This is a genomic window from Streptomyces sp. V2I9 (assembly GCF_030817475.1).
Lineage (GTDB): Bacteria > Actinomycetota > Actinomycetes > Streptomycetales > Streptomycetaceae > Streptomyces.
The window spans coordinates 4,839,123-4,858,613 of sequence record NZ_JAUSZJ010000002.1; the positions used below are offsets into that span (position 1 = coordinate 4,839,123).

The following is a 19,491-nucleotide window of genomic DNA, read 5'->3' on the forward strand; positions in this document are numbered from 1 at the left end:
CTCCCCGACACCCGAAACACCTCCATACGCCTAGGGAGTTGCCCGTGCTCACCACCGAGTTCTACCGCGCGCCCGCGGACTGCGGGCTCGTGCGCAGCGGGGCCGGCGTGGCCCGCACCCCCATGCGGGCCCTGCGCGAGGACATCCACGACATCCTGGTCTCCGCCCCCGTCGCCGAGGCCCGGCGCACCAGGGACCCCCGGCCCGTCCACCGGGCCCTGGGCGACCACGGACTCCTCGCGCCGCAGTGGCCCGAGGAGTACGGAGGGCGCGGCGTCAGCCAGGTCGCCGCCGCCGTCCTGGTCGAGGAACTCGCCATGCACGACGTACCCGACCTGCTCCACACCCTCACCGTGCAGATCGTCGGCTCCACGCTCCTCAACGTCGCCAGCCCGGCCATGAAGGCCCGCCACCTGCCGGGCTTCGCCGCGGGCACCGCCTTCGGCTGCGTCCTCTTCAGTGAGCCGCAGGCCGGCTCCGACCTCAACATCCTCTCCACCCGCGCGGTCCCCGACGGCCGGGGCGGCTACAAGCTGTACGGCACCAAGGTCCACTCGCTCTTCGCACGGCTCGCCGACCACGGCCTCTGCCTGGCCCGCGGCGAGGACGACGCCTTCAGCCTCTTCCTCGTCCCGCTCGACCAGCCGGGCGTGACGATCCGCCGGATCGCGGGCATCGGCGACGACGACTTCCACGAGGTCGTCCTCGACGGCGCCGCCGTCACCGCCGACGACGTCGTCGGCGAGATCGGCCAGGGCTGGGCCATCGTCGTCAAGACGCTCGCCTTCGAACGCACCGGACTCGACTACTACGTGAAGGCGCTGCGCTGGTACCGGGCCGCGGTGGAACGCCTGGAGGCCCACACCGAACGGCTGGAGTCCGGGCAGCACGACCAGATCGGCCTGGCCAAGCTCAACGCCCGGCTGCTCGCGGCCGGCACCCTCGTCCGCCGCGTCCTCACCCGCCTCGACCGGGGCGAACTCACCGAGGACGAGGCGGCCGCCGCCAAGTGGTACACCACCGAACTCGCCGCCGAAGTGGCCTGGTGGGCGGCGGAACTGGACGGCGACACCAGCATGACCCTCGACGACCCCGAGGTCGGCGGGGTGCCACACCCACTCGATTCGGCGATGCGCGACGCTCCGGGGATGCGGATATCCGGCGGCACCGCCGAAATGATGCTGGAGACGCTGGCCCGGCTGCGTCTCGACTCAGGGGCGGAGGTACGGCCGTGACCCATCAGGCGGACGGCACGGGAGACGCGGGCATCGCCGGCGGTACGGACGAGGAGGTACAGCCGTGACAACTCCGGCGGTCAGGGCAGACGGCACGCACGCCCGCACGCCCGCCGAACGGTGGCGGGAGCGGGAGGGCGAGGACTCCCTCTTCCGGCAGCTGCGGCTCACCGTACGCCAGGGCCTGGAGGTCGACGGGGACACCCCCGCAGGCGCCTGGGACGCGCTGACCCAGGTCGGCGCCTGGGAGTTCGCCCTGCCCATCGAGAAGGACGGGCTCGACCTGGGGCAGGCGGTGCTCGCCATGGTGTGCGAGGAGGCCGGCAACGCCCTCCAGTGCGTCCCGCTCACCGACACCCTCCTCGCCCTGGACCTGCTCTCCGGCTTCGGCCCCCTCGCCACCGAGGCCACCGACGGCCTCCTGGACGCGGTCCGGGCCGGCGAGGTCCGCCTCGCCGTGCCGGGCCGGCTGCCCGACCCCCGAGGCGTGGTGCCGCCGGGCCTCACCTGGAAGCCCGACGGGGACGGCGGCGCGATCGTGGCCACCGGAACGGCCGGACCGTTCGCGGCCGGGGTGGCCCCGGACGCCCTGCTGCTCCTCGCGAGCGGACCGGACGGGCCGTGCGTGGCCCTGGTGGAGCTGCCCGCACCGGGCGTCACCGTGCGACCGCTGCGCGACCACGGGGGAGGGGCCGTCGCGGGGGTGGTGCTCGACGGGGCACGGGTCCCGGCCGCTTCGGTGCTGCTGAGGGGGGTGGCCGCCGAGCAGGCGCTCGCACGGGTCGGCCTGCGCGCCGCCGTGCACCAGGCGTCCCTGCTGGCCGGCCTCACCGCCGCCGCCCTGACCGCGGTCGTCTCCCGTATCCGGGGGCGGCAGCAGTTCGGGCAGGCCGTGGTCAAGCACCAGGGCCCCCGCCTGCGGGTGGCGGGGCTGCTGGCCCGGCTGGACGCCGTGCGCTGGGCCGTCGGGGACGCGGCCCGCGACCTCGACGAGGGCCGGCTCACTCCGGGGGAGGCCGCCGGACTGGTCGCCCTGACGGCGGAGACCACCTTGGACGTGACGCGGGACGCGGTGCACCTGCACGGCGCCTCCGGGCTGGTACGGGACGGTCTGGTGGCGGGCTGCTACCGGCGTGCGGCGTGGGAGGCGCTGCGCTGCGGACGCCCGGCCCATCTGTGGGACATCGCGGCGCACACCTCCTGAGCCGGAACATGGGAAGGGGGCTCCCGCACCGGCGGGAGCCCCCTTCCCGGACCGCCCGGCCGCCGCGACCGGCGGGCCGTGACGGCGGGCCGTCAGGACAGATCGCGGCGCATCACCCAGCGGTGCCGCTTGTCGCTCTTGGCCTCCGTCCGCCGTACCCGCCGGAACCCGGCCCGCTCGAACATGTCCATCGTCCCGACGTAGGCGAGCGTCGGATTGACCCGGCCGCCCTCCGGATCCACCGGATACCCCTCGACGGCCGGCGCACCGTGTGCCCGCGCGTGCTCGACGGCCCCCTCCAGCAGCCCCGAGGCGACGCCCCGGCCACGGAACTCCTTCCGTACGACGAAACACGTCACGGACCACACGGGCAGGTCGTCCACCGGGGTGATCGTCCTGGAGGCGGTCAGCCGGTCCAGCTGGCGGCGCGGGGCCACATTGCACCAGCCGGCCACCTCGCCGTCCACGAAACCGAGCACACCGGGCGGCGGATCGGCCTTCTCCGCCAGGGCACGCAGGTGCTCGCCCCGTTCCTCGGCGGTCATCCGCCCGTAGTCCCCGGTGGACAGCCGCCACGCCATGCACCAGCAGGTGTGGGCGCTCTTCCTGGGCTGAAGCACCTGGCGGACGTCGTCCCACAGATCCGCCGTGGCGGGCCGTACTTCCAGACTCATGCTGCTACTTCACTCTCTCGTGTACGGGGCCGGCGGGCGCCGGTCCCGGTCAGCGCGGCGATCAGCACCGCGAGGGCGTGCCGGCACTGCTTCTCTCCCGCGTCCAGATGGGTGACCAGCCGGACGGTCCCGGGGTCCGGGGCGGTCACCAGCACTCCTTCCTGTGCGGCGCGGGCCACGACCTCGTCGGCACGGGGGGCCTCGACGAGGACGATGTTGGTCTCCGGCGGACGCACCGCGAAGCCCGCTTCGCCCAGGCCCCGCGCCAGCAGCCGGGCATGGGCATGGTCCTCGGCGATCCGCTCCACATGGTGGGTCAGGGCGTACAGTCCCGCGGCGGCCAGCATGCCCGACTGCCGCATGCCTCCGCCCATGCCGTGCCGGAGCTTCCGCGCTCTCGGCAGGATCCCGCCGCTCAGCAGCAGGAGCGAGCCGACCGGCGCTCCCAGCCCCTTGGACAGGCACACCGCGATGGAGTCGGCGGTCTCCCCGTACCGTTCGGCCGGCGTCCCGCTCGCCGCCATGGCGTTCCAGATCCGGGCGCCGTCCATGTGCACGGCGATGCCCAGCGCGGCCGTCAGCTCCCTGATCCCGCGCAGGTCCTCCAGCGGCTGGACCGTGCCGCCGGCCCGCGTGTGGGTCTGCTCCACCGCCACGGCCCGGCTGCCGAGGGTGTACGCGTTCCCCCGCCGCACCACCCCGGCCAGCAGCTCCGCCGTGAGCACCCCGCGCGGAGCCGCCACCGTACGGGTCTGTATCCCGCCGTAGCGCGCGGGAGAGCCCTCCTCGTGTGCCAGCACATGTGCCTCGGCCTCGCACACCAGCTCCTCGCCGGGCCCGGCGAGGAGCTGGAGCGCGATCTGGTTGGCCATCACTCCGGACGGGGTGAACAGGGCGCCGGAGAAACCGAAGAGCGCGGCGGCCCGCTCCTCCAGGGCGCGGACGGTGGGGTCCTCGCCGAAGAGGTCGTCGCCGACCTCCGCGGCGGCCATCGCGGCCCGCATTCCGGGCCCCGGCCGGGTCACGGTGTCGCTGCGCAGATCGACGGGCGGGTGATCCTCGTGGCTCATGACGTCGCGTCACCTTCCGTTCGGCGTGGGGGTGGAGTGAGGTCGCGGGCCGCCATCCAGTCCAGCAGGGGCCGCACCAGCTCCCAGGTCTCCCGCACGAGGTCCAGGGCGCGCGGGGTGTGCAGTCCGTCCGCCGGACCGTAGCGGCGGCCCGCGTCGATCTTGCGGTGGCGCAGCAGGTCCAGCCGCGGGTGGTCGGCGGGAATGCCGCGCGGCCGGGTCGTGAGCCGGTCCCCGCCCAGGGTGAAGCCCCGGTCGCGGAGCCGGCCGGTGATCTCCGCCAGCTCCGCGCCGCCGTCCTCGTCCTGGACGGCGGCGCGGAAGCGGGCGACCTCGGCCCCGCCGTAGGGGTACCAGCGGCCGGAGGCGTACAGGCCGTCCCGGTCCACGTGCACCCACAGCCCCAGACAGGGCAGCAGGTCCAGATACGCGCCCTGGTAGGTCTTGTACGGGGACTTGTCGTGCGACATGCGGGTGTCCCGGACCGGGCCCAGCACCCGCACCCCGGCCGGCACTCCGGCGGGCCCGCCCTCCCCGGCCGGCTCCGGGGAGCCGGCCGGGGAGAAGAGCGCGGTCAGTTCGGCCGCCAGCTCGTCCATCGGCGCCCGGACGTCCCGCTCGTACCGCTCGCGCAGGCGCAGCCTCCAGGTCTCCTTGTCGTTGGCGTCCGCGAGGTCCGCGTACAGGCGCAGTGCCGACGGCGGGAAGCCGCTGAACGTCACAGCGGGTACCCCGGCAGGGGGTGGGCGGCGCACAGCCGGGAGACCCGGGCGCGCACCCGTTCGCGCAGCGGGTCCGGCAGGACGCCGCCCGGTGCGCGCAGCGCGGTGAGCACGTCCGCGACCAGGTCGGCGCACTCGACGACGGCCGTCCGGTCCATGCCCCGCGCGGCCAGCGTGTTGGTTCCCAGGCGCAGTCCGCCCGTCACCCGCACCGCCGTGGTGTCGCCGGGGACCCGGTTGCGGTTGACGACGATCCCGCAGGACTCCAGGGCCTGCTCGGCCACGTCCCCGGTGACGCCGGTGGCCCGCAGGTCGAGGAGGACCATATGGGTGTCGGTCCCGCCGGTGACCAGCTCGAAGCCCCGCTCCAGGAGCCGTTCGGCGATCGCCTGCGCACCGTCCGCGAGCCGCTTGGCGACCTCCGCGAAACCGGGCCCGGCCACGAAGTCCAGGGCACGGGCCTTGGCCGCCACGGACGCCAGGTCGGGGGTGCCCTGCGTGAAGGGGAACACGGCCCGGCGCAGCGTCGCGGCCAGGGTGCCGCGCTCGGGACCCGGCGTACGGGCGTCGCGGCCCAGCAGGATCAGGCCGCCGCGCGGCCCGTACAGCTGCTTGTAGGTGCTGGTGGTCGTCACATGGGCGTGATCGACGGGGTTGGGGTGGAGACCGGCCGCGACCAGTCCCGCGATGTGCGAGATGTCGGCCAGGAGGTAGGCGCCGGCCTCGTCCGCGATCTCCCGGAACCGGGCGAAGTCGATGGAACGCGGGTACGCGCTCGCCCCGCACACGATCAGCTTGGGCCGGTGTTCCAGGGCCAGTTCACGGATCTGCGCGTAGTCGAGCAGCCCCTCGGGGGTCACCCGGTAGCCGTGGGCGCGGTAGTGGCGTCCGGTGACCGAAGCGGGGGAGCCGTGGGTGAGGTGGCCGCCGCAGTCCAGGTCGAGGCCGAGCAGGGTGTCGCCGGGGTCGAGCAGCGCCGTGATCACGGCGAGGTTGGCGGACGAGCCGGAGTGCGGCTGCACGATGGCGTCCCGCGCCCCGAAGGCCGCGCACGCCCGCTCGATCGCCAGGCGCTCGATCTCGTCCGCCACCCCGCAGCCCGCGTGGTAGCGGTTGCCCGGATACCCCTCGGCGGTCAGATTGCCGAGGACGCTGCCCTCGCAGGCCAGGACGGAGGGGTCGGCGACGCTGGACGCGGCGACCATCATCAGGGTGTCGCGCTGGCGTGCCGTCTCGCGGGCCAGCAGGTCGTACAGGGCGCGGTCGTTCTCCCGGAGGCGGGTACCCGCGTGCGCGGCGAAGCCGGCCAGGTCCGGCAGGGGCGGGTGCGGGGCGGCGCCGGGGAACGGGGCCTCCTCGACAGGGCCGGTGAGGGCCGCGGGCAGGGTGAGACTCATGACTGTCCCTTCTCGGAGTGGTCCGTGCCGGGCTCGGCCGGGGCGGTGGCCGGTCCGTCGTGGGGGCCGGGGGCGGCGCCCCCGTCCTCCTCGGCGTCCAGTTCGCCGAACGTCTCGGCGGCGGCGACGGCCTCGGCGCCGTACGTCTCGTCCGTGGCGATGTGCCGGGCGAGTTCGGAGATCACCGGGCTCCGGAACACGGTCTTGACCGGGACCGGCACCCCGAGCAGCTCCTTGAGCAGCCCCGCGAGCCGGGTCCCGCTGAGCGAATCGCCGCCCAGGGTGTAGAAGTTGTCGCCGGGCAGCGCTCCGTCGAGGCCGAGGATGTCCGCGACCGCGGCGCACACGACGAGCTCCAGCGCGCCGCCCGCCCCGGCGCCGTCGCCCTCGGGCCGTGCGGCGTCGTCGCCCGGTCGCCGCTGCCCGGCGGTCGATGCCAGCAGCAGCCGGTCGACCTTGCCGTTGCGGGTGAGCGGCAGTTCGGCCAGCACCGTCAGCGCGGCCGGCACCAGATGGCCCGGCAGCCGGCCGGCCAGCCGCGTCAGGACCCGGTCGCCCGCCTCCGGCCCGGCGTCCGCGACGGCCACGACGTAGGCGTGCAGTCGCCGCACCCCGTGCGCGCTGGCGGGGGCCACGACCACCGCCGCCTCGACCTCCGGGTCCTGGCGCAGCTCCGCCTCGATCTCGCCCAGCTCGATCCGGTGCCCCTGGATCTTCACCTGGAAGTCGTCCCGGCCGAGGATCTCGATGGCGCCGTCCGGCAGATACCGGCCCAGGTCGCCGGTGAGGTAGGCCCGTTCGCCGGTCTCCGGGAGGTGCACGAACCGGGCGGCGGTCCGCTCCGGGTCGTTCCAGTAGCCGAGCGCGAGCCCGACGTCACTGGCCACCGCCATCTCGCCGACGACCCCCAGCGGACGCTCGTGCGCCGTCGCGTCGACGATGTAGTAGCTCTGGTTGGTGATCGGCCTGCCGTACGGGATGCTCGTCCACTCCGGGTCGACCGCGCCGATCGGCTGGAACAGCGACCAGCAGATCGTCTCGGTCGGGCCGCCCGATCCCACCACCTCGATCCGCGGGCTCTGCGCCCGCAGCCGGTCGGGCAGGGTCAGCGGTATCCAGTCGCCCGAGAGCACCGACAGCCGCAGCGACTCCAGTGCGCGGCCCCCGCCCCGGCGCTCGCGCACCTCGGCCTCTCCGACCAGCAGTTCCATCAGCACGGGCACGGAGTTCCACAGGGTGACCCGCTCGGCCCGCACCAGTTCGGCCCAGACATCGGGCTCGGCGTGCTCGAACGGCGGGGGCACCACGACGGTGCCCCCCCGGGTCAGCACCCCGAACACGTCGTAGATCGAGGCGTCGAAGTGCAGTCCCGAGATGGCCAGCAGCCGGTCGTGCGGCCCGACCCCGAAGCGCTCGGCCACATCGCTGATCAGGTTGACCACGCCGATGTGGTCCACCATCACTCCCTTGGGCTCACCGGTGGAGCCCGAGGTGAAGATGGTGTACGCCAGGTCGGCAGGGGTCTGCGCGATGCCGGGCAGGGTGGCGGGCCCGGTCTCGAAGTCCCGGTCCACCCGGTAGCGGCGCGCGGTGGGCGGCCAGCTGATCCGGGAGTCCAGCGAGGACTGCGTGAGGATGCGGTCCACCTTCGCGTCGGCCAGCAGCCGGCGCAGCCGCTCCGCCGGCACGGACGGGTCCAGCGGCAGATAGGCGGCCCCGGAGGCGAGGATGCCGTACACCGCGGCGTACTGCTCCCAGCCCTTCTCCATCACGACGGCGATCAGCTCACCGGCCTTCGCCCCGTGCTCGCGCAGCGTGTGCCCGATCCGCCAGGAGTACGCCGCCAGTTCGGCGTAGCTGAGCCGCCGCCGCGCGTCCACCACCGCCTCCGCGTCGGGGGTCCGCTCCGCCTGCCGGGCGAACAGCTCGTGCAGGGTGACGTACGGGATCTGCCCGGCGGTGTCGTTGACCTCGCGGCGCAGCGCCCGCTCGGCCGGCGGGATCAGGTCGAACCGTGCGGCGCGCAGGGCGTCCGGGTCGTCGGTGAGCCGCCTCAGCAGGTCCACGTAGACCCCGAAGGCGGCGTCGACGAAGCCCGGCGCGAAGGCCCCCTCCACGAAGTCCCAGATCACCCGGAGTTCGCCCGCCAGCTCGCGCAGTTGCACGTCCAGCGAGACCTGGGGCGTCTGGGAGATCGAGTAGACCTCGTGGCCCAGGTCCGTCACGGGCCTGCGCACCGGGTAGTCGAGCAGGCTCGTGACGACGACGGGCATGCCGGCCTGCGTGCCCGCCCCGTGCAGCCGGGTCAGCTCCCGCAGCACCCGGACCCCGTTGAAGGAGCCGTGCGCCACATCGCGGGCGAGCTGGTCCCGCAGGGCGTGCGCGCGGTCCAGGAAGGTCGCGCCCGACCCGTCGGCGACGAGCATCACCGCGTTGGTGAAGTCGCCCAGCACCCCGGTGATGCCGGGGTGCACGGCCGGCCGCTGGAAGACCGGGTAGTTGATCGTGAAGTCGCGCTCCTCGGCCCAGCACCGCACCACCTCGGCGAACGCGGCGGTGAGCAGGACGGACGGGGTCAGCCCCGCACCCTGCGCGCGCTCGGTGAACCGCTGCCACTCGGCGGGGGAGAGGCGGTGCTCCCGGCGCCCGAAGCGGACCTCGCCGCCGGGCTCCCCGGCCGCCCCGGTCCTCCCCGCGCTCCCGGCGGGCAGCGACGGGGCGGGCGGCAGGGTCGGCACCCGTTCCGTCCAGTAGTCGCGGGCGGTACGGAAGGCGTCGGTGTGCGGCAGGGCCTCGGCGCGCCAGCGGGCGTACTCGGAGAAGTCGATGCCGGGCTCGGGGAGTTCGGCGTCCGGGTCCTCGTACAGGTCGATCAGCTCGGGGAACAGGACCTGGAAGGCGCTGGAGGCGTCCAGCACCTGGAGGTCGATCCCCAGATGGACCCGGCCCAGGTCCTCCGGCCCGCCCAGCCGGAGGATCCGCAGGTCGAAGAGGGGCCAGCTGCCCACCGGGAAGACCACATGACTCATCTGCTCCCGCAACGCGGCCAGCCGCTCCGCGACGGCGTCGGCGGAGCGATGGCGCAGATCCTCGACCGGGATGTCGTACGGCAGCGGCTCGGCGGGGACCCACTGGGTGCCGTCGGTCCGGCCGATGGCGCGCAGCATCTCGTGACGGGCGACCACGGCCCGCCAGGCGGCGGCGAACCGGTCCGGGTCGAGGCCGGGGCGCTCCCACTCGAAGTAGCCGTAGCAGCCGACGCCGCCCAGCTCGACGGCCTCACCGCGCCCGATCATCAGGGCCTGCTGCGTCTCGGTCATCGGGAACGACCCGACGCTGCCCGGAGGGGCGGGGAGAAGCTCGGTCATGGTCGGACTCCATTCGGTGTGACGGGCCGCTGGCGGCCGGTGGCGTGTACGTGCCCGGGGTCCGGGCCGGGGCGTCCCTCTGCGGAGCAGCGTGAGGCTAGGGGCGGCGGGTTAGCCGCCGGTTATGTTCGGGGCCGCCGCCAGGGGCCGGGCCCCTTCCTCCAGAGGCCGGGCGCCTTCCTCCAGGGAGAGCGCGAAGAGCCGGACGAGGGGATGGAAGAGGTAGCAGGGCTGGCCCGCCTCGTCCGCGCCGCTGACCTCCAGCAGCGCGGCGTCCGCGAGCGCCTCCAGCAGCCGTTCGGCGGCGGCCTCCGGCAGCTCCAGGGCCGTTGCCGCGTCGGCCGCCGGGAACGGCCGGGGGCCGAGCGCCGCCAGGGTGGGGAACACCGTCCGCACCTCGGGATCCAGCGCCCGCCAGGAGGGCAGCAGCGAGGTGTGGACGTCCAGCTCGCCCGTGTGCAGCTCGCGCAGCCGGGTGCGGGGGTCCGCCAGTCTGCGGGCCAGCCGGTCGGGGGGCGAGAGCGGGCGGGCGGCGATCCTCGTCCCGGCGATCCGCAGGGCGAGCGGCAGCCCCGCGCAGTGCTCGATGATCGCGGCCGCCGCACCGCCCGCGGCCGCCACCCGGTCGGGTCCGGCCGCCGCCGCGAGCAGCCTCATGGCGTCCCCTGCCGCCAGCGGGGCCAGCGCCACGGTGTGCGCCCCGGCCACGGTGGGCAGGGCGGTGCGCCCGGTGACCAGCACCGCGGGCTCCGGGGAGTTGGGCAGCAGCGCCCCCAACTGGGAGGCGCCCGACGCGTTGTCCAGCACGATCAGCAGCTGCCGGCCGCGGGTCCGCTCCCGGTACACGTGCGTCAGCCGGTCCAGGTCCTCGGCGTCCGCGGCGCCCTCCGCCGGGCAGCCCAGCGCCCGCAGCAGCCGCCGCAGCACCCGCGCGGGGTGCCTCGGCGTGCCGTCGGCGGAGCGCAGGTCGGCGTAGAGCTGGCCGTCGGGGAAGTACCGCCGGCACCGGTGGGCCGCGTGCACGGCCAGGGTGGTCTTGCCCAGCCCCGCCATACCGGTGACCAGCACCCGGCGGGGCCGTACCGTGCTCTCCCGTCCGGGGGCCAGAGCACGGCACAGCAGCTCCAGTTCGGGGCCGCGCCCGGTGAAGTCGACGGTGTCGGGGGGCAGCATGGCGGGAGCCCCGGCGGCCGGACCCGCGGGGCCGGAAGGGGTCGCCGGGCGGGCGGGGGCGGCGGCCGGCGAAGCGGCGGAGGGCGGCCTCCGGTCCAGCGTGCCGTCCAGCAGGGCCTGGTAGGCGGCACGAAGCTCCTCGCCCGGCGACACCCCGAGCTCCTCGGCGAGCACCGCCCGGCCGTGGTGGTAGAGATGGATGGCGTCCGCCTGCCTCCCGGACCGGCACAGGGCGGTCATCAGCTGGCACCGGATGCGCTCGCGCAGCGGGAACTCCGCCACGAGTCCGGTCAGTTCGCCGGTGATCCGCCGGTGCCTCCCGAGCGCCAGGTCCGCTTCGATGCGGTGCTCCAGCGCCACCGCGCGGGCCTCCACCAGACGGGGGGCCTCGATGTCCGCGAGGTATTCGCTGGCATTGGCGAAGGGCTGCCCGTTCCACTGCGCGAGGGCGTCGCGCAGCAGATCGGCCGCCTTTTCGAATTCCTCCGCCACCAGGGCGTCGCGGCCGTCGGACGACAGCCTCTCGAATTCCCGGAGGTCGAGCTTCGCGTCGCCTACGCGCATGGCATATCCCGGTGGCCTGCGGACGATTGCGGCGTCGTCGCCGAGTATCTTGCGCAGGCGGGAAACATACGTGTAGATCTGGGCGCTGAAGGTTGCCGGGGGGTCCCAGCCCCACAGCAGCCGGCACAGCCGCTCATCGGGGACCACCTCTTCGTGTGCGACGAGGAGCGCGGCGAGCACGGTGTGCAGCTTGGCCCCCGAGAGTGCGACCCGCTGGCCGCCCCGCCGTACCTCTACCGACCCGAGCACTCGGAATTCCATCCATCGCCCCATTCGTGATTCATGGGAAGAACCTGAGGACGACACTAATGGAAGCTGCTTTTTTCTCGATTTCGTGGGGATTTCGCGGTCGATCCGGCCCGTGAAATCGGTGGGACAAGGAAAAGAAAGGTGCCATTCCTAGTGTTCCGGTCATGCCGCAGCGAGCGGCGGACACGGAAGACTGACGAGGGGAATCCGACATGAGCAGCATGCGGACGGCGCGGAACACGATCGCTTGCTCGGCCGTACGGGAAGCGATGTCCACGGGCGGAGTGACCGCACCGCACGCCGGCCCGGACGACGACATGCCCTGGGGGGCCGTCGGCCACTCCTCGTACATCGGTGACTTCCCGTGGGGCGACATGCCCTGGGGCTGACCCCCCCGGCCCTGGGGCTGACCCCTCCGGAGGCCCCCTCGGCACCCGCGTACCGCGGGCGCGTTCCGGGGAGCGTACGGCCGCGCGCCCGCCGCGACGCACGGCGGGCCGGCCGACCGCCCGGCTCAGCCCTGCGCGTGGGCCAGCAACGCCATCAGCTCGGACGTCGTGAGCGTACGGAGCGGCTGCCCCCCGCCCGGCCCGTCGTCCCCCTCGCCCCGGACGGCCGCCAGCAACCGGGCCGCCTGCGCCCGCCAGGGCTGCGCCCCGACGTCACCGAACGCCGCACAGGCCAGCCGGAACCTTTCCGCAGCCCGGTCGTACTGACCGCCGAGCACGTCCACGCACCCCAGATCGATCTCCACCCGTGCGTACAGGAAGCGGTCCGCCAGTTCATCGGTGATCTCCAGGGCCTGCCGCAGCGTTCCTCCCGCCGCCGCCAGCAGGCCCTGGCTCCACTGCGTCTGGCCCAGCCCGCGCAGCGCGTGGGCCTCGCCCACCCGGTCGCCCTCCCCACGGGTCAGCCGCAGCACCGTTTCGAACGCTTCGGCCGCCTCGGCGTACTCCCCGGAACGCAACCGCACCTCGGCCAGCCGGTACACGTTCTGGGCCTCCGCCCGCACCGAACCGGTACGGCGGCTGAGCGCCACCGCCTCCCGCGCGAGCGGCAGCGCGTCGACCACATTGTCGCGGTCCAGCTCGATCTGCGCCTGATAACCCATCAGGTGCGCCTCGTTGCCGATGTCCCCGGACGCGTGGAACCCGCTCAGGGCCTCCCGGCAGAATTCCAGCGCCCGCTCCCAGTCACCCTGGAACCGCGCGCACATGGCCAGGTTGCGCTGTGCCAGCGCCGCCCCCGCCCCGTCCCCGCTGCCGCGCAGGAGCCGCAGGGCGGCCATGTTCCACCCCTCGGCCAGCTCGTACCGGCGCTGGTAGATCGCCAGCGACCCCAGCAGCCGCAGCATCGTCGCCTCACCGGGCCCGTCGCCGGCCCGCCGCGCCGAAGCCAGAGCCAGCTCGGCACTGCACTGCCAGTCCTCCAGGTAGTGCTTCGTTTCGAAGTGCGGCACGGCGCTCTCGGTCAGCGTCCAGGCGTCCCGAGCCCGCCCGGCCTCCGCGGCCTGGGCCACCAGGTCCGTCACGGCGGTCCGCTCCGACTCGAACCAGTCCATGGGGGACTCCAGCAGCTCGTCGGCCACCTGCTGGAGGAAGGCGGGCTGCGGCGCGGGCGCCCGGCCCACCGGGAACCGGCGGCCGTCGATCCGGCGGTGCGCCTCCTCGGCCAGCCAGAGCCAGGCGCCGAACGCCCGGTCCAGCGCCGCGTCCGCCTCCGCCGCCGACTCGTCGGCCTCCGTCTGCTCCCGTGCGAACAACCGCAGCAGGTCCTGGAACCGGTAGCGGGCCGCCGACCCCTGCGCCTCCTCGGCCACCTCCAGCAGCTGCGCGTCGACCAACTGGTCGATCAGCTCCTCCGCGTGCCACACGGAGGTGTCCAGCACGGCCGCCCCCGCCCAGGCGGCGAAGTCCGCCGTGCGCAGCAGCCCCAGGCGGCGGTACATGAGCGCCGCCTCCGGCGGCAGATCCCGGTAGCTCAACCGGAACCCGGCGCGCACCCCGCCCTCGCCGGGACTCAGCACGTCGAGCCGGGACCGGTGGTCGCGCAGCCGCTCCACCAGACGCCGTACGCTCAGCGTCGGCTTGGCCGCCAGTTTCGCCCCGGCGATCCGCAACGCCAGCGGCAACCGGTCGCACAGCGCGCTGAGTTGCTCCACCGCCACCGGATCGCCGCCGAACCGGTCGGCCCCGGCGAGCTTGATGAGCAACGCCGTCGCCTCGGCCGATTCCAGCATCCGCAGCCGGATGCCCAGGGTGGTGTAGTCGCCCGTCAGATCCTCCAGGCTCTCCCGGCTGGTCGCCAGCACCACACTGCGGCCGCTCCCCGGCAGCAGCGGTCTGAGCTGCTGGAAGGACCGTACGTTGTCCAGGAGGATCAGCGTCTTACGGGTGCTCAGCAGGCTGCGGAAGAGCGAGGCCCGCTCGTCGGGGTCGGCGGGGATCTGCGGTGCGTCGATCCCGAGGGCGCGCAGGAACCGGTCGAGCACGGCGGTGGAGGAGACCGGCGGGTTCTCCTCGTCGTACCCCCGCAGGTCCGCGAATAACTGCCCGTCGGGGAACTGGTCGGCCACCTGGCTCGCCCAGTGCACCGCCAGCGCGGTCTTCCCCACCCCGCCCACTCCGGCGATCGTCGCCAGGGCGGGGGTGTGCCGGTCGTACGGCTCCTTGAGTAGCCGGTCGAGCTGGGCCATCTCCGTCAGCCGCCCGGTGAACGCCCTTACATCGGGCGGCAGTTGCGCGGGAGTGGTCTGCGGGTCGGCGGACGGCGACGGAGTGGTGGGCGGCCGGGTCAGCTCCGGTGAGTCCCGCAGGATCAGGTCGTGCAACTGCCGCAGCCCCGGACCGGGTTCGATGCCGAGTTCGTCGGCGAGGATCCGCCGCCCGCAGAGGAAGACGTCCAGCGCCCGCGCCCGCTGCCCGGACCGGTACAGGGCGAGCATCAGCTGCTCACGGCACTGCTCGCGCAGCGGATGCCGCGCCACCAGGTCGGTGAGCTCGTCGACGAGCACCCGGTGTCGCCCCAACTGGAGCATCAGCTCAGCGCGTTCCTCGATCAGGGTCAGCCGCATCTGCTCCAGCCGGCTCGCCTCGGCCTCCAGCCGGGGCCCCGGTGTCTCGTCCAGCGCCGCACCGCGCCAGATGCTCAGGGACTCCGCGAACAGGGAGCAGGCGTCCTCGGCCCGGCCCTGCCGGGCCGCCTCCCGCCCCAGCTCGGCGCTCTCCAGGAACTCCTGCACGTCGATGCGGTGCTCCCGCTTCGCCAGCAGATAGCCGGGGGGCGAGGTGACCAGCAGGTCGGAGACCCCGGCCTGTTTGAAGGTCTTGCGCAGGGTGGCCACGCAGATGGCGATCTGGTTGCGCGCCGTCGCGGGCGGGGAGTCGGGCCACACCGCGTCCACCAGGGTGTCCACCGAGACGACCCGGTCGGCGTTGAGCACCAGCATCGCGAGCACCGATGCCTGACGCCGTCCGTTGATACGCAGCGGGCCCGCGTCGGTCTGGACGAGAAGTGGCCCCAGCAGTCTGAAGACAAATCGATTCAACAGCTCCCCCTGCTGTCTCAAAAGCCCCCGATGTGGCGTGAACGCTAGCGCACAGAACCCTCGGTGGTGCAGTCAAGTATGAGGAAAGCAGGGCCGGTTTCCAGCCATGCGCGTTCGTTCAGCGGTGCGCTCGGCGGCCACCCGCACGGCCGCGCTCACGGCGGCGTCCCGCGGCGGCCTACGTGGTCTCCGTCACGGAGCCTCACCGTCGGTGAGGGAGGGGAGCGCCTGCGAGAGGGCGCGCAGCACCGTGACCGTACGGTCCATCTCCTGCCCGCCCCCGAGGCTCTCGGACACCTGCCGGGCCAGCTCGGCGAGGGAGGAATCCACCCGGCGCCGTGCGAGGACGCCCTTCTCGGTGGCGACGAGCAGCTTCGCCCGCCGGTGCGCGGGGTTCTCCTGGTACACGGCCAGCCCCTCCCGCACCAGCTGGTCCGCGATGCGCTGCACGCTCTGCCGGGTGTTCCCCACCCGCCGCGCCGCCTCGGACACCGACAGCGGAACCTCCGCCACGGTGCTGAGCAACTGCCAGCGCGCGGCGCTGAGACCGCAGGGCAGCGCCATCCGGTCGAGGGCCGAGATGAAGCCCCGGTTCAGCCGGAAGACCGCCACAGCGGCCCGGCTCAACACCTCGCTCTCCGCACCCCCGCCCGCACGCGTCAACGCCGCCCCCTCGCCCCATGCCTTGCGCGTCGCTGCACGATAACAGCGCGTGTTCACGCCGACGAGGGTCGAGTGGAACGAAAGTTCGAGCAAGGAGCGGCCCCGTGCCGGCCGACCCGAGCACCCACTCCGCACTCCGCGACACCGCGGGGCTGGGCGGGGCGGGGGCCGGGGCGGGGAAGGAAACGCCGCACCCGCCCCGCCCTGTCACCACCAGCGGCGACGGGCGGACCGGGTGCGGTCCGACGGGCGGCTTCAACGGCACGTGCGGGCCGGGGCAGCCGGTTCCCTCAGGGTCAGGCCTTCTTGGTCTCCTAGTAATAGGCCAGGTCGGTGACCTGCGAGGACCTTCACCGCGGGCCGCTGACCTGGCCTTTTGTCGTTGGTTAGCGATGGGATGCGACAGTCCTGATCGGGTGTCTTGCGGACTGTGTGCGGACTGCTGCCCGCTCGCAGTTAGCAGCGCTCCTGATTACATCGACGGACACGAGCCGTGCCGACAAGCGGTGCCGCTGCTGCGCCGCCTGGTCATGTCCCTACGGCTGGCGTTGCCAGCATCTGCGGCTCTTGTCATCGCGAATCGGGACGTAATTCGCTAAGTAGATAAAAGTACCCGAATGGCTGAGGAACTCCAAAAACCCCATACGTCCGCACCGTCCCACGGCTAGCATTACGCCCCTACATGCGGCACAAGCACCATGGCAGTGGAGTCGGCATGACCGTCACAGATGACCAATCCTTCGATGCAGAACTCCCGAAGAGTGGGGGCGAGCGCCGAAATTCGGAGGAAAAGCTCTCTCTGCTGACCTACGCCGACTTGGCCAAGGCTGCTACGAAGATGCAAGCTGGTGCAACTAAGACGAAAGCTGGCTGGGAGAACCTGCGAGCTTTGATTGCTCGGCTCCAAGGTGAGAACGAAGGTGCGCTAGACCCCACCCAGGGGGATTTGTGGGGCATCAAAGGACTTCGCCTCTGCGGGTTTCAGGGAACTGCATCCGAAATCTCCGTGGAGATCGATCCCTCTCCTGGTATCAGCATCTATCACGGGCCGAATGGATCTGGTAAGTCCACCATTTCTGATGGAATCCGAACCGCCCTCTCAGGAAAAACTGGGTGGTGGGCTGATGTAGCCGCGCCGACAGGGCGAAGTAAATTTGATCCCCTCTGGGAAAAGATCAATAGAGCGCGTGACAGTGTGCAATCTTGGGCAGAAGTCACCCTTGTGCGCAACAGCGAAGAGTTGATCCTGCGTTGCGTGCTCACTGACAACGGTGACGTTAGCGATGCCCATGGAGAATGGACAACCTCGTCTGGCGAAGTTTGCCGTGTTGACATGGGAAGCACATGGCGTCATGCCCTCGAAGGGCATCCGCCAGTCTTTTCGTACGCCGAGGTAGAGCGGCGCGTTCAGCAAAGTAATGATCTGCAGCGCTATATCGCCAATCTCCTTGCGTTGGGAGGGGCGTTTACGCACCTAGAGGCACTAGTTTTGGAGTTGAGTGAAACCGCTTCGGCGAGTAAAAAGAAGATCGATGCTGCTCTTAAGGATGGCAAAGGACGAGTCGCCGAGGTTGACCGCCGTTTCCGTCTCGGCGAACCGGCGGTCGATATTGGGGACATTTGCTGGCCAGTCATTAGCGAAAATATCGAGGACTGGCTGACTCGGCATAACCTTGTGGACGTTGGATCCCCTACAGTTGAAGTCACGAACTCCGACGTAGACCGCCTGTGGCGCGCATTGTCGGCAGTAGACGCCGCCTTCCAGAAGCTGGAAAGCGCCCCTGAGCTGACTAGTCCGAGAATCGCCCAGCATTTGGATGCGCTTTATAGGGATGCCGTGGAGATTGCTCCAGTTAGCCCTATGTGCCCAGTTTGCAATTCGTCAGTTGCTAACTGGGTAGAAACCTTGCAGGAAAACGTGGAGCGGCATGCTGTGCTGTCACCGATCCACGAAGAGGCGCGCCATTCGTTGACCGACCTAAGGGATACTTCCGTCGTAGTGAATTACGTTGCGGAAGTTCTCGCGCTGATTAAATCGTCTGAAAATAGCGACAGGGATGCTGCGGCGTCTGCAGCGACAGTTGCAGAACGCCTCCGCGCAGTGATGAATTATCACGGAAGCCGGCCCGCCCCGGAGGTGCGTGAGGGATTCCTGGCCTTGAGGAACGCCGTTAACACTTCCGGATGGCGCCAAGCGAGCAGCGCGGCAGTCGAGGCAAGCGAGATCACGCGGCAGTGGCTTCGAGAGCGCAGGGGAGCCCTCGAGGGCTTCTTGCATACCTGGCGTATGGAGCAAGAGAAAGGTAGGGAGAGTGCCCTATGGCAAGAAACCAAGAAGTGTTCAACCTCACTCGCCGACAAGCTGAGAAAGGAGCGGACTGAATATTTCAAAGAAAAGGCTGATAAGCGGGTTAGGCAGTTGCTCGAAGACGTTGGAATCTACCTGGATAGAATTCATCTGACGACGGCCAGAGCTGATGTGAGCGTGAGTAATTCGAGTGGTCAAGAATTGACGCTCTCTATGCTGAGTGCCGGTCAGAGGAATGCTTTCCTGCTCGCTCCGTTGCTCTCTACTGCAGAGTCGGGGCCCTTTTCGTTCCTGATCCTGGATGACCCGGTTCACGCGTTTGATGAGATCCGAGTTGACCGTCTGGCCTCCGTTTTGGTCGATCTCAGTTCCGAGCGACGGATTATTGTATTCACCCACGATGAACGGTTGAAGCAACACCTCCTTGCCCGGGCAGCGAACGGTCAAGCCTGGCGGGTAAGCCGTGATGTCGAGAAGGGGGAAATTAGCATCGAGTCAACGGACGAGATGTGGAGAGTCTTGCTGGATGATGCAGATAACATCGTGCAGTGGGCTCCCCGGTCGTCGCCTACGGCTTACTTGACTGAATCTCAGGTTGTTAGGGGGCTGTGTCGGCAGGCTGTCGATCACGCTCTACATTCCTGCGTCGTCCGCTACTCGCTGGCACAGAAGAAGGATGTGACGCACAACGTTTCGTCTCTTGATGTGCTTGATAATACCGTCAAGAGGGTGGCATTTGTGGAAGGGGTGATAAATCAGACCCATGATGGCAGGAATCCGATCGATGAGTTCAATAGAATTTGTGGGCATTACCTGCGTGGCTGGAACAAGGCAATTCACGGATCTGGCGACGTCAAGGCGAACCTAACCCAGGAGGTCGAGAAGGCTCGGGAGGCTTGCGCAGTGATCACTGCTTGGGATTTCTCATGAAACTCGATACTGCATCTCGGCGTCGCATTGAAGTGTTTGAGCTGAGGCTGCGCATTGAGCTGGCCACCATTGAGGCTTACCATCGGGTTTGTCAACCAGAAAGCCCGCTTTTGTATATCAATAACGTGCCAGGCCGGATTTCTATCGTCATCGGACTAGTGCCTCCAGAGGAAGTTACGGAAGCGGCCGGGCTGGTGCGATTGGTCAGGCATGTCTATGGTCAAGCATCGGATATTTTGCACGGCAGGTCGAGCATGTTGGATGCTCCGGACGTGATAATTGATGAATGGCGGAGCATCGTTGAGCGGTTGGAGACTCTAACCGGTGTGCGGTCAAATGCGAGTTCGCGCTAAAGATATTTGTATGCCGCGTTTCCCCTGACTCAAT

13 protein-coding genes are annotated in these 19,491 nt (G+C 70.9%); 5 read left to right on the forward strand and 8 right to left on the reverse strand.

Annotated elements, in window-relative coordinates; translation table 11 throughout:
• Positions 1 to 44 precede the first annotated feature (44 nt).
• Positions 45 to 1,235: an acyl-CoA dehydrogenase family protein gene (locus QFZ71_RS21435; protein WP_307669789.1), complete on the forward strand. Its 1,191-nt coding sequence runs from the start codon at positions 45 to 47 to the stop codon at positions 1,233 to 1,235.
• A gap of 64 nt (positions 1,236 to 1,299) precedes the next feature.
• Complete coding sequence (locus tag QFZ71_RS21440) at positions 1,300 to 2,439, forward strand: acyl-CoA dehydrogenase family protein (RefSeq protein ID WP_307669790.1); 1,140 nt, start codon at positions 1,300 to 1,302, stop codon at positions 2,437 to 2,439.
• A 92-nt stretch (positions 2,440 to 2,531) separates the two neighbouring features.
• On the opposite strand, the gene QFZ71_RS21445 is transcribed toward QFZ71_RS21440, so the two are convergent.
• The 6 genes from QFZ71_RS21445 to QFZ71_RS21470 form a co-directional block, all read right to left on the reverse strand.
• Entirely contained in the window at positions 2,532 to 3,113 is a 582-nt protein-coding gene (locus QFZ71_RS21445) for a GNAT family N-acetyltransferase (RefSeq protein WP_307669791.1), read from the reverse strand.
• Complete coding sequence (locus QFZ71_RS21450; RefSeq protein WP_307669792.1) at positions 3,110 to 4,183, reverse strand: low specificity L-threonine aldolase; 1,074 nt, start codon at positions 4,181 to 4,183, stop codon at positions 3,110 to 3,112. Before QFZ71_RS21450 ends, QFZ71_RS21445 begins: the two co-directional genes overlap by 4 nt.
• On the reverse strand, positions 4,180 to 4,905 hold the full coding sequence (locus tag QFZ71_RS21455; RefSeq protein ID WP_307669793.1) for a DUF2461 family protein: 726 nt from the start codon (positions 4,903 to 4,905) through the stop codon (positions 4,180 to 4,182). Before QFZ71_RS21455 ends, QFZ71_RS21450 begins: the two co-directional genes overlap by 4 nt.
• Positions 4,902 to 6,302, reverse strand: coding sequence for a serine hydroxymethyltransferase (glyA, locus tag QFZ71_RS21460; protein ID WP_307669794.1), 1,401 nt, complete (start codon positions 6,300 to 6,302; stop codon positions 4,902 to 4,904). The genes QFZ71_RS21455 and glyA overlap by 4 nt, the downstream gene beginning before the upstream one ends.
• Complete coding sequence (locus QFZ71_RS21465; RefSeq protein WP_307669795.1) at positions 6,299 to 9,670, reverse strand: amino acid adenylation domain-containing protein; 3,372 nt, start codon at positions 9,668 to 9,670, stop codon at positions 6,299 to 6,301. The genes glyA and QFZ71_RS21465 overlap by 4 nt, the downstream gene beginning before the upstream one ends.
• 111 nt (positions 9,671 to 9,781) lie before the next feature.
• Positions 9,782 to 11,656: a BTAD domain-containing putative transcriptional regulator gene (locus QFZ71_RS21470; protein ID WP_307669796.1), complete on the reverse strand. Its 1,875-nt coding sequence runs from the start codon at positions 11,654 to 11,656 to the stop codon at positions 9,782 to 9,784.
• Positions 11,657 to 11,868: 212 nt separating this feature from the next.
• Between QFZ71_RS21470 and QFZ71_RS21475 the strand changes: the two genes are divergently transcribed.
• A complete protein-coding gene (locus QFZ71_RS21475) occupies positions 11,869 to 12,045 on the forward strand; it encodes a hypothetical protein (protein WP_307669797.1) in 177 nt (58 codons plus the stop codon).
• Between the two features lie 125 nt (positions 12,046 to 12,170).
• Here the strand turns inward: QFZ71_RS21475 and QFZ71_RS21480 are convergent, their stop codons facing one another.
• Positions 12,171 to 15,203 carry an AfsR/SARP family transcriptional regulator gene (locus tag QFZ71_RS21480; protein WP_307669798.1) on the reverse strand — a complete coding sequence of 1,011 codons (3,033 nt, stop codon included), beginning with the start codon at positions 15,201 to 15,203 and terminating at the stop codon, positions 12,171 to 12,173.
• A 192-nt stretch (positions 15,204 to 15,395) separates the two neighbouring features.
• A complete protein-coding gene (locus QFZ71_RS21485) occupies positions 15,396 to 15,959 on the reverse strand; it encodes a MarR family winged helix-turn-helix transcriptional regulator (RefSeq protein ID WP_307669799.1) in 564 nt (187 codons plus the stop codon).
• Between the two features lie 622 nt (positions 15,960 to 16,581).
• Between QFZ71_RS21485 and QFZ71_RS21490 the strand changes: the two genes are divergently transcribed.
• Entirely contained in the window at positions 16,582 to 19,104 is a 2,523-nt protein-coding gene (locus QFZ71_RS21490) for an ATP-binding protein (protein WP_307669800.1), read from the forward strand.
• The gene (locus QFZ71_RS21495) at positions 19,101 to 19,457 is read left to right on the forward strand and encodes a hypothetical protein (RefSeq protein ID WP_307669801.1); all 357 of its coding nucleotides are present in this window, start codon (positions 19,101 to 19,103) and stop codon (positions 19,455 to 19,457) included. Before QFZ71_RS21490 ends, QFZ71_RS21495 begins: the two co-directional genes overlap by 4 nt.
• Positions 19,458 to 19,491 lie beyond the last annotated feature (34 nt).